We start from the raw sequence: 9,807 nt of genomic DNA on the forward strand, positions 1-9,807 counted from the left end.
CTGAGTACAACGGCTCCATCAGCCTGTTTTGCCATCTTCCCGTTTTCTATGACGAGCTTCTGGCCAAAGAATTCCCTTTCCCATCTCCTATAACTCACAATAACACCTCTTTTTCTCATTTCATCAAATAATTAATTATATCAGCTGAGTAAAACCCACGCAAAAAAGGAGCGGTAAACCGCTCCAGACGATTTCTACTTCTATCAACCTCTCAGCCCGAGTTTGTTTATCAGTTCGAGGTAGACTTCAGGCTTCTTGGTCTTGATGTATCTCAACATCTTTCTTCTTCTTCCGACCAACTTTAGAAGACCCCTTCTAGTATGGAAATCCTTGGGGTGTTTCTTGAGATGCTCAGTGAGATGCCTGATTCTCGCGGTGAGAATTGCGATCTGAACTTCGGTCGAACCCGAATCGTTGTCGTGAATCTGATATTCCTTTACTAGTTCTTGCTTGTTAACTTCCATGTATCTGCCTCCCAATATAATCCTCTATCCAAGAATGGGCTATGCCTCAAACCGAGAATAGGGCAAGGCAATTTTAAACCGATTAGACCTTCCTGTCAACTCCACTCAGGAAGTCTGCCACCATCTTCTTTGCAGTCGGAGTGATCGCGATCCCTCCTCTTGCCGTTTCCTTGAGTTCTTCGGGTAATCTTCTCCCAACTCTTCCGAGAGAGTCGGCAACTTCTTCAAAGGGGATGGCCGACTTAATTCCGGCAAGCGCAAGTTCTGCCGCTGTGAATGCAATGGATACACCAAACGCATTTCTTTTGACGCAGGGGATTTCAACGAAACCTCCAACGGGGTCGCACACAAGTCCCATTAGGGACTTCAACGCGAGCGCCGGGGCATTCTCAAGCGCACTGTATTCTTCGGGATGCGTAGCGTAGACTATGGCAACTGAAGCCATCGCCGTAGCGGTACCTATCTCTGCCTGGCAGCCGGACACGGCACCGGAAATCGACGCCCTTTTCCTGATCCTCTCGCCTACAGCTCCAGAAACCAACAATGCGTTTCCAAGTGTTTCAAGGTCAATATTTCTATTGAAGTGAAGAGAAAGGAGGGCTCCCGGAACGACACCACATGCACCGGCAGTAGGACACGCAACTATTTTCCCCATGCTTGCATTGTGCTCAGACATCGAGAGGGCAACTCCAACTCCTGAATAAACCAGCGGACTGAGAAACTCAGGAGCGTGATTTCTCGCCTTTTCATCGTTATCTCCGACCCAGCCAGTAAGAGATTTCTCGGGTTTTTCGAGCCTGCTGCGGTAAGAACTCATCATCTCTCCGACCAGTTCCTTTGCGGTATCTTCGGCAACTTTCGGATCATTTCCAGTACTCATCATGTACCAGTCAGACACGACTTTATGAAGCGGAGTCTTCGAGTCTCTTGCGGCTCTTACCAGGTCTTCAAACTTCATTATCATACCAGTGAATCCAGCCTTTCGAGATAGGATACTTTCTTCACGACTTCAAGCCTTTTTATTGCACTAAGCAGATACTCGTCGGGTTCATTATCCAGTTCGACTACGCATAAAGCCTCGTGCCTGAACGGGTCTACTCTTGAAAGAAAGAGATTGCTGATGTTCATATCGCTCGAAGAAATCGCCCCTACAATCTTTGAAAGAGCCCCGGGAATATCTGCGTTCAGTATCACTAGCGAGGGATACTTTCCAGTAACGTCGGTTTCAAAATCATCTATCGCAGTAATCCTTACCGAACCGCCACCAACCGATGCTCCTGTCACTGTCAAGAAGGACTCTCCGGAGCTCCCATTGATCTTAACTGTGTTTGGATGAAAGTCACCCATGTCTTCTTCTTCGAAAGTGAAATAGATGCCCTTGTCTTTCGCTATTTGGAAGGAGTCTCTTAGCATGGGATCGGATTCCTTGATCCCCATTATTCCGCCGACGAGAGCTCTATCTGAACCGTGGCCCCTGAAAGTTGCGAAGAGCGGTGAGTTGAGCACAAATCGCACTTCGTTAGGCGTTTTGGCAAAGAGTGACCGAAAGGCCCTGCCTAACCTTGCCATGCCGGCGGTATGGGAGCTCGACGGCCCCACAATTGCCGGACCAATGATGTCTAGCAGCATCTTTCTTCCTCCAATGAAAACGCGGAACCTTACAGGCCCCGCGCTACAATGATTATCAGTTAAAGATTATAGAAGGATTCCCTTCCTCTGAACTGTGCCTGTTCTCCGAGTTCTTCTTCGATTCTCAGAAGCTCGTTATACTTCGCAATTCTGTCAGTCCTTGATGCAGAACCTGTCTTTATCATGCCTGTGTTAGCGGCTACGGCAAGGTGAGAAATAAAAGTATCTTCAGTTTCTCCAGATCTGTGTGAGATTACACAGGTCATTCCGTGCTTTTGCGCATACTCGATCGTGTTGAGAGTCTCAGTGACAGAACCGATCTGGTTGAGCTTGATTAGAATAGAATTGGCCGATTTCTTCTCGATGCCTTTTTTGAGTCTCTTTATATTGGTAACGAAAAGATCGTCTCCAACAATCTGAATAGTGTCTCCAATCTCTCTCGTGAACTTTGCAAAGCTTTCCCAGTCCTCTTCGGCAAATGGGTCTTCAATTGAGATTATTGGGTATCTCTTCGTGAGATTCGAGTAGTATTCGATCAGCTGATCTGGAGTGAGCTCTTTCCCGTCGATGTTATAGAGGCCCTTGTCTTCGTTGTAGAATTCGTTCGCTGCACAATCAAGGGCAATCATGATCTCTTCTCCTGCCTTGTAACCGGCCGCGTCTATAGCGTTTATGATGTATTTCAGCGCGGCCTCGTTGTTTTCAAAACTCGGAGCAAATCCGCCTTCATCACCTACTGCAGTGACGTGACCGCTATCCTTCAAGAGCTTCTTCAGATTATGGAAGACTTCTACTCCGGCTCTAAGGGCATCTCTAAAATGCTTGAAGCCGGCGGGCACTATCATGAACTCCTGGATATCCAGGTTGTTGTCTGCGTGTTTTCCACCATTTACGATGTTCATAAACGGTACAGGAAGAACCTTTGCGTTGACTCCGCCTAGATATTTGTACAGCGGTGTATCGATACTATCGGCCGCGGCACGTGCAACTGCCATTGAGACGGCAAGAATTGCATTGGCACCAAGCTTGTCCTTGTTTTCAGTTCCATCAAGCTCAAGAAGGGCCGCATCAAGAGTTATCTGGTCAAAGGCATTCATTCCTATGATTTCAGGAGCGATCACTTCGTTTATATTTTCAACCGCCTTTAGCGTGCCCTTTCCGAGAAATCTTTTCTTATCTCCATCTCTTAGTTCAAGAGCCTCGAACTTCCCGGTTGAAGCTCCTGAAGGGACTATTGCTCTACCATGACCACCGTCGTCAAGCCATACCTCGGCCTCAACTGTTGGGGTCCCCCTTGAATCAAGTACCTCCCTGGCTACTAAATCAACGATTTGAGCGTACATTTCTCCACCTCCAATTAATCAGGTAAAACTACCGTGCCTGTTTTCCCGCCTATTATAGCATCGAACAGGTTACCCTTGTTGAAGAAGTCTATAACTCTAACGGATAATCCATACCTCTGACAAATCGAGAAGGCTTCTATATCCATGATTCCTAATCCCTTCTCGATAGCCTCAGAGAAGGTTGTTCTGTCAATCTTGGTAGCGTCTTCATTCGTCTTAGGATCTTTGTCATATACTCCATCAACCTTCGTGCCCTTTATCAAAACATCTGCGCCGATTTCGACTGCCCTCACTGCGGCAGCTGTGTCCGTCGTAAAAAAAGGCAGATATGTCCCGCCGCCAAAAACGACTATCTTTCCCTCATTTAGAGCATCTTCAATGGTATCGTATCTGTGCTCAACTAGAGAAGAAATACCGGCAATCGAGGAGACTGCTATCGTCTCGAAACCGTTCACGCAGAGTGCTTCCTTCAAATAAAGGGCGTTCATAATGGTGCCAAGTATCCCAAGCTCATCGGCTCTTGATCCTCTCATATTCGACAGTTCACGACCCCTTATAAGATTTCCCGCACCGATCACTATTGCAAGTTGAATTTCCTTTTCAATAACCGGGCGGAGTTCTTCGATGAGAAAGGAAGTTCTCTCTGAATCAAATCCTCTCGCGCCTTCTCCGCTCAAAACCTCACCGCTGAGTTTCAAGAGCACTCTCTTATACATAAGCACCTCCGAAAAAAAGGTGAGCACCAGGCTCACCTTTCAGACTCAGTTCTCAGACTCTCCAACTTGCCAGCGGACAAATCTGCTGATTTTAATGTTCTCGCCGGTCTTCGCAATCAGTTCGACAAGGAGATCGTTTATCGTCTTGCCGCTTTCAAAAACGTATTCCTGCTCGATAAGGCAATTGTCCTTGTAGAAACTCTCGAGCTTGCTTTCAACGATTCTCTCTATTATGTTTGCTGGCTTTCCGCTATCTTTCATCTGTTCAGTGTATATTTCCTTCTCTTTATCTATGATCTCCTGAGGCACGTGTTCGCGGGAGATAAATCTAGCTCCCATAGCAGCCAACTGCAGAGCGATCTTGTGAGCAAGCTCTTTGAATTCTTCCATTCTCGCCACAAAGTCGGTGACACAGTTGAGCTCGAGAAGTACCCCGAGTTTGTCGTTGTGATGAATATAAGAATAAACAAGTCCTTCGGCCGTCTCTCTTCCCGAAACCTTGTCTGCCTTCAGTATCCCCTTCTTCCTGAGATAGTCCTTTGCCTGATCGAAATCTCCATCGGTTTCGACCAACGCCTTTTTACAATCCATCATGCCCGCTTGAGTGGCATCACGGAGTTTCTTTACCATGTCGCTGGTGATATTTGCCATTTTTCATGTCCTCCTCCATTAAAATTCCAAGAAAAATTATAACCCAGTTGTACAGTTAATATTTTCCGTGATGTTAAGTCATTTCCCGAGCTTTCTTCTGAATTCTTCCTGTACGCAAGGCGGAACCCATTTGGAAATGTCTCCCCCAAATGCCGCTATTTCACGGACCATAGAAGAAGAAATGAAAGAGTTGGAAGTGTCTGTCATTAGAAAAAGCGTTTCCAGCTCTTGAAGCATAGCCTTATTGGCGTGAGCCATTTGAAGCTCGAGCTCAAAGTCTGATACGGCTCTGAGACCACGAATTATGATCTTAACATCATTGGCTTTGGCGAAATCAACTAGAAGCCCGCTGTAAGTTATGATCGTAACGTTCTCCAGATGAGACACGCCACACCTTACCATTTCAATTCTCTCTTCATGACTAAAAAAATGTTTCTTGTTTACGTTTTCCATGACGAGCACCAGAACCTCGTCAAAGATTTTGCTGCATCTTTCGACCAAATCTATGTGACCGTATGTTATCGGATCAAAGGAACCTGGATAAACGGCTTTCATTTTATTCGACGCCAACGACTCTTTGTTTGTCGGTCAGGCGCCCCTCCTTTCAAAGTCTTCTACTCGAGATTATCCTTCATCTCATTTGATTCCAAGGGGTTCTGAGCAATTTTATCGCCGTATTCAAGCAGATTCTCGAGAGTCATAGAACCGAGTTCTCTCATCATTGCGTTGTATAGTTTGAACCATACATACTTAACAGTACAATTCGGGTCTTCAAGACACTTTCCGTTCTGCTGAAGACACGGATATGAATTCATAGGTTTATCGAGCTTCAGTATAACGTCTCTCAGTAGTATCTCGTTTGCAGGTCTCGCCAGACAGTATCCGCCATACCTGCCTCTTACGGCTTTTATTATCCCCGCCTGTCTCAGTTCACCGAAGATCTTCTCCAGAAAATCTCTCGGAATCTCATTTCCCTGGACGATCTCGACGAGCGAGAGCTTATCCTTTCCTTCGCGGGTCGACTTTGCCATTTTATAAAGTGCTCTCAAAGCATAACTGCTTTTAAGCGTAAAACCCATTTCTAAGCCTCCTCTGAACCCTCTTCCCCGGTAGACAAAAGAGCGTTCACGAATTCCCTGCTGTCAAAGGGTTTCAAATCATCTTCCTTTTCTCCTACGCCTATATATCTCACCGGTATCCCAAGTTCCTTTACAATAGCGAAAATAATACCACCTTTAGCGGTACCATCAAGCTTCGTCAGTACGATCCCGGTGACATCGACAGCTTCTTTGAATTTTTTGGCCTGTACCAGACCATTCTGTCCCGTAGTTGCATCAATTACAAGCAATACTTCATTAGGAGCTCCGGGCGATGCTTTGCCGATTACTCTATGTACTTTCTTCAGTTCTTCCATCAGGTTGCTTCGGGTGTGCAATCTGCCTGCCGTGTCGACAATCACTACATCCTTTCCCTTACTTACTGCGTGGCTTACAGCGTCAAAGGCCACTGCTGCGGAATCGGCGCCCTGACCCTGGCTTATGAAGTCAACGTTCGCTCTTTCACTCCAAATTCTAAGTTGTTCTACTGCGGCTGCCCTAAAAGTGTCACAGGCAGCGAGAACCACTTTGTTTCCATTGCTCGAGTAGAGTTTGGAAAGCTTGCCTATTGTGGTTGTCTTTCCGGTGCCGTTAACGCCGACCACCGAAACTACGTAAGGTCTCGATTGTGGCACCTCAAAGGGTATGTCAAGTATCTCGACAAGGACTTCTTTCAGTACCTCAACGGGTTCCTTCCCTTTATCCATTCTATCTTTCAAAGCTTCGATGACTTCCTCAGCCGTTTCGGAACCCATATCGGACAATATCAGGAGCTCCTCGATTTCTTCAAGTGAGTCAGAATCAAGCGATTCAAAAGAGAGAAGTTTTCTTACCCTCTTGAAGAAGCCTTCTCTGGTCCTCTTCAAACCATCGTTAAGTCTAGAAAAAACTCCCATTATTCGGCCTCCATCTTGCTAACAGGTCTGTAATTAGAGAGCTCTTTCCTGATCTCTTCCAGAAGGGTATCGAATCCATCTACAATACTAACTTCAAGTGGTTTCTTCTCCGTTCTTGGTTTCACTTCGACTATACCTTGGGCAAGCTTCTTGCCGAGCGTTATTCTTACGGGAATCCCTATAAGGTCTGCGTCTTTGAACTTCATTCCGGGAGATATCTCTCTATCGTCGAGGAGAACGTCGAAGCCCGCGTCACTTAAAATATCGTATAGTTGTATGGATTTCTCTGAGACGATAGGATCCTTTATGTTGACCGCAGTTACGATGATGTCGAACGGAGCTACAGCTAGCGGCCAGATGATACCATTTTCATCATGAAGCTGCTCAACTATGGCGCTAATAGTTCTAGACACACCCCAGCCGTAACAGCCCATAATATAATGAATACTATTACCTTTTTCGTCGGTCACGTATCCGTTCATCTTTTCCGAATATTTCGTCCCGAGTTTGAAAATATGTCCTACTTCGATGCCCTTTGCCGATTTCATAGGTGCCCCGCATTTAGGACAGGGATCTCCTTCAGTAACCATTTTGAGATCGTGCCAGGAATCAATTGTGAAGTCGCGTCCGGGAAGAACACCGGAATAATGATACCCCTCTTTCAGTGCACCACAAACCGCGTTTTTCAAACCTTTTATTGTATGATCTGCAATGATTGTGACTTCTTTTGGAAGGCCAATTGGACCGACAAAACCGATCGGAACTCCCAGTAAATCCAGAACCTCCTGAGGGGTTGCCATAACGAGAGTCTGGTCCTCTAGAGCGGCCTTCAGTTTTGATTCGTTCAACTCTTCGTTTCCGCGAATCAGAGCCATATAGTAGCCCTTTCTACCTTTATATATTAGGGACTTCACAATATTCCTCGAGGTCACTTCAAGGAAAGCCGAAACCTCTTCTACCGTCCTGGAATTCGGTGTAGGAACTATCTTTAAGTCAGCAACAGCCCCTTCTTGAGATTCTTCTTGCAACAGATACTCCGCTTTTTCATCGGAGGCCGCGTAGCCACAGTCGCAATAGAACAGAGTGGATTCACCGTAATCGGCTAGAACGTTGAATTCGTGAGACTCATTACCGCCAATGGCCCCGGAATCAGCTTCCACAACGAGAAATTCCAGTCCTATCCTTTGGAGAATCTTACTGTATGCACCATAGAACTGCTTGTAGGTCTCATCTAATGAGGACCATGAACCATGAAAACTGTATGCGTCCTTCATAAGAAATTCTCTTGATCTCATGAGTCCGAATCTGGGGCGAATCTCGTCTCTGTATTTCATAGCTATCTGATAAAGCGAAACGGGAAGCTGCTTGTATGAATTAAGCTCGTTTCTTAGAAGATGGGTAATGATCTCTTCATGGGTAGGCCCTAGCGTGAAGAACCGCTCATGCCTATCCTGCATTCTCATCATTTCCGGTCCATAGTCGTCCCATCTGCCAGTCTCGTGCCATAACTCAGCCGGCTGAATGATCGGCATAAGAATTTCTTGAGAACCAATAGCGTTCATCTCCTGACGGACGATATCCTCAATCTTCTTCAGAACACGAAAACCGAGCGGAAGAAAGGAATAGATGCCTGCCGCTACTTTTCTCACAAATCCACCACGAACGAGTAGTTTGATACTTATCAAGTCGCGTCGGCGGGAGCTTCTTTCAATGTTGGGGCGTAAAGCTGTGAAAACCTCATTAGATCTCTCCTCTCGAAAATAAGCTAATCAGGACTAATTCAGTGAGATTATAGCATAGTTCCAGCAAGCTGTTTGACGTTTTGATATAATGAAGTATATGTCTTATAAGGAGGACGAGCATGAGTATTTCCTTGCTTCAGGAAGAGCTTAGGGACTATGTAGAAAATGTCAAAAGAGCCGCTCACTTCATAGAAAAGGAAGTCGATTTGCAGCCTAAAGTTGCGGTAATTCTTGGCAGCGGTCTTGGAGACGTGTCGAAGAGCCTTGAAAATGCCGTTTCAATTCCTTACGATGAGATCCCCGGCTTCCCGTTGTCTACCGCTCCAGGTCATAAGGGCGAATTAATTTTCGGAAATGCCCTCCATCATAGTGTAATGCTTATGAATGGTCGCTTCCACTTCTATGAAGGTTACTCAATGAGAACCGTCACCTTTCCCATAAGAATAATGCAGGAACTGGGTGTGGAGGTTCTCCTGATTACAAACGCTTCCGGTGGCCTGAATCCGGACTTTGAAGTAGGTAGAGTCATGCTTATAAGGGATATTATCAATTTCATAGGCGACAACCCTCTAATAGGTCAGAATGTTGACGAATGGGGCCCGCGTTTCCCCGATATGAGCGAGCCAGTCGACAGAGACCTCTTGAGCAAGGCTCTTCTTTCTGCGAAAGAACTTGGAATCGGAGTGTATGAAGGTGTATATGTTGGAGTGGCCGGGCCAAACTTCGAGACTCCAGCAGAGCTGAGAATGCTGCGACGGTTCGGTGCGGATGCCGTGGGTATGTCGACAGTTCCGGAGGTCATCGTTGCCCGGCATGCAGGTATTAGAGTATTGGGACTATCGGCGATTTCCGACAGGGCAGTAGCCGAGGATCTGAAGCCGCTAACTGCCGAAGAAGTTCTGGAAATGGCAAAAAAAGCTGGCAACGATATAAGCAAATTGATACTTAAGACTCTAGAAAAAATATAGGGAGAGCTACACTCTCCCCTTTGGTGGGTGCGGTAGGGATTGAACCTACGGCCTCTTCCTCGTCAAGGAAGCGCTCTTCCACTGAGCTACGCACCCGAACAAGATTGATTCTACCATCGTCTTAAGAGCGTTGTCAAGAACAAGTGAAAATGCTTTGGCTTCCGAAATAATACGTACAGGTTAACGGTATTTTGAATTTGGAGGCTCCATAGATTATAATTGTAGTATCACACTCATCTCTATTTTGAAAGGGGGCAACATTAGTGAGAAAGATTTTACTGGTAACACTTACTGTACTTTT

The 9,807-nt window shown here is 46.1% G+C and carries 10 protein-coding genes, 1 tRNA gene and 1 pseudogene; 1 reads left to right on the forward strand and 11 read right to left on the reverse strand.

The window, feature by feature from the left end; all coding sequences use genetic code 11:
- Window positions 1-203 precede the first annotated feature (203 nt).
- The 10 genes and pseudogenes from rpsO to BG32_RS03765 form a co-directional block, all read right to left on the reverse strand.
- Window positions 204-464 (reverse strand): 30S ribosomal protein S15, encoded by a 261-nt coding sequence (gene rpsO / locus BG32_RS03720; RefSeq protein WP_006491437.1) that lies wholly within the window; start codon window positions 462-464, stop codon window positions 204-206.
- An 82-nt stretch (window positions 465-546) separates the two neighbouring features.
- The gene (locus tag BG32_RS03725) at window positions 547-1,428 is read right to left on the reverse strand and encodes an L-serine ammonia-lyase, iron-sulfur-dependent, subunit beta (protein ID WP_099771484.1); all 882 of its coding nucleotides are present in this window, start codon (window positions 1,426-1,428) and stop codon (window positions 547-549) included.
- Entirely contained in the window at window positions 1,425-2,093 is a 669-nt protein-coding gene (gene sdaAB, locus BG32_RS03730; protein WP_121526400.1) for an L-serine ammonia-lyase, iron-sulfur-dependent subunit beta, read from the reverse strand. Before sdaAB ends, BG32_RS03725 begins: the two co-directional genes overlap by 4 nt.
- Window positions 2,094-2,152: 59 nt before the next feature.
- Window positions 2,153-3,436, reverse strand: coding sequence for a phosphopyruvate hydratase (eno, locus tag BG32_RS03735; RefSeq protein WP_121526401.1), 1,284 nt, complete (start codon window positions 3,434-3,436; stop codon window positions 2,153-2,155).
- Window positions 3,437-3,450: 14 nt separating this feature from the next.
- Window positions 3,451-4,152 (reverse strand): uridine monophosphate kinase, encoded by a 702-nt coding sequence (locus BG32_RS03740; RefSeq protein WP_014730102.1) that lies wholly within the window; start codon window positions 4,150-4,152, stop codon window positions 3,451-3,453.
- A gap of 45 nt (window positions 4,153-4,197) precedes the next feature.
- On the reverse strand, window positions 4,198-4,803 hold the full coding sequence (gene tsf / locus BG32_RS03745; RefSeq protein WP_014730103.1) for a translation elongation factor Ts: 606 nt from the start codon (window positions 4,801-4,803) through the stop codon (window positions 4,198-4,200).
- A 78-nt stretch (window positions 4,804-4,881) separates the two neighbouring features.
- The gene (gene coaD / locus BG32_RS03750) at window positions 4,882-5,358 is read right to left on the reverse strand and encodes a pantetheine-phosphate adenylyltransferase (protein WP_014730104.1); all 477 of its coding nucleotides are present in this window, start codon (window positions 5,356-5,358) and stop codon (window positions 4,882-4,884) included.
- A gap of 59 nt (window positions 5,359-5,417) precedes the next feature.
- A complete protein-coding gene (locus BG32_RS03755; protein WP_099771489.1) occupies window positions 5,418-5,882 on the reverse strand; it encodes an Rrf2 family transcriptional regulator in 465 nt (154 codons plus the stop codon).
- Window positions 5,883-5,884: 2 nt separating this feature from the next.
- Complete coding sequence (ftsY, locus tag BG32_RS03760; RefSeq protein WP_099771490.1) at window positions 5,885-6,796, reverse strand: signal recognition particle-docking protein FtsY; 912 nt, start codon at window positions 6,794-6,796, stop codon at window positions 5,885-5,887.
- Window positions 6,796-8,537, reverse strand: a pseudogene (locus BG32_RS03765) (proline--tRNA ligase). The gene ftsY and the pseudogene BG32_RS03765 overlap by 1 nt, the downstream one beginning before the upstream one ends.
- 120 nt (window positions 8,538-8,657) lie before the next feature.
- Here BG32_RS03765 and BG32_RS03770 point away from each other — a divergent pair.
- Window positions 8,658-9,506 (forward strand): purine-nucleoside phosphorylase, encoded by an 849-nt coding sequence (locus BG32_RS03770; RefSeq protein ID WP_121526402.1) that lies wholly within the window; start codon window positions 8,658-8,660, stop codon window positions 9,504-9,506.
- Window positions 9,507-9,527: 21 nt separating this feature from the next.
- Here BG32_RS03770 and BG32_RS03775 read toward each other — a convergent pair.
- Window positions 9,528-9,602: transfer RNA gene (locus BG32_RS03775), tRNA-Val, on the reverse strand.
- Window positions 9,603-9,807 lie beyond the last annotated feature (205 nt).

The sequence above is a fragment of the Mesotoga sp. HF07.pep.5.2.highcov genome (genome assembly GCF_003666285.1).
GTDB classification, from domain to species: Bacteria; Thermotogota; Thermotogae; order Petrotogales; family Kosmotogaceae; genus Mesotoga; species Mesotoga prima.

Excerpts from the sequence above, each read along its gene's own strand:
- coaD (WP_014730104.1), bottom strand. The coding sequence starts at position 5,358 with ATGAAAGCCGTTTATCCAGGTTCCTTTGATCCGATAACATACGGTCAC.
- BG32_RS03770 (WP_121526402.1), top strand. The coding sequence starts at position 8,658 with ATGAGTATTTCCTTGCTTCAGGAAGAGCTTAGGGACTATGTAGAAAAT.
- sdaAB (WP_121526400.1), bottom strand. The coding sequence starts at position 2,093 with ATGCTGCTAGACATCATTGGTCCGGCAATTGTGGGGCCGTCGAGCTCC.
- eno (WP_121526401.1), bottom strand. The coding sequence starts at position 3,436 with ATGTACGCTCAAATCGTTGATTTAGTAGCCAGGGAGGTACTTGATTCA.
- ftsY (WP_099771490.1), bottom strand. The coding sequence starts at position 6,796 with ATGGGAGTTTTTTCTAGACTTAACGATGGTTTGAAGAGGACCAGAGAA.
- rpsO (WP_006491437.1), bottom strand. The coding sequence starts at position 464 with ATGGAAGTTAACAAGCAAGAACTAGTAAAGGAATATCAGATTCACGAC.
- tsf (WP_014730103.1), bottom strand. The coding sequence starts at position 4,803 with ATGGCAAATATCACCAGCGACATGGTAAAGAAACTCCGTGATGCCACT.
- BG32_RS03740 (WP_014730102.1), bottom strand. The coding sequence starts at position 4,152 with ATGTATAAGAGAGTGCTCTTGAAACTCAGCGGTGAGGTTTTGAGCGGA.
- BG32_RS03755 (WP_099771489.1), bottom strand. The coding sequence starts at position 5,882 with ATGGGTTTTACGCTTAAAAGCAGTTATGCTTTGAGAGCACTTTATAAA.
- BG32_RS03725 (WP_099771484.1), bottom strand. The coding sequence starts at position 1,428 with ATGATAATGAAGTTTGAAGACCTGGTAAGAGCCGCAAGAGACTCGAAG.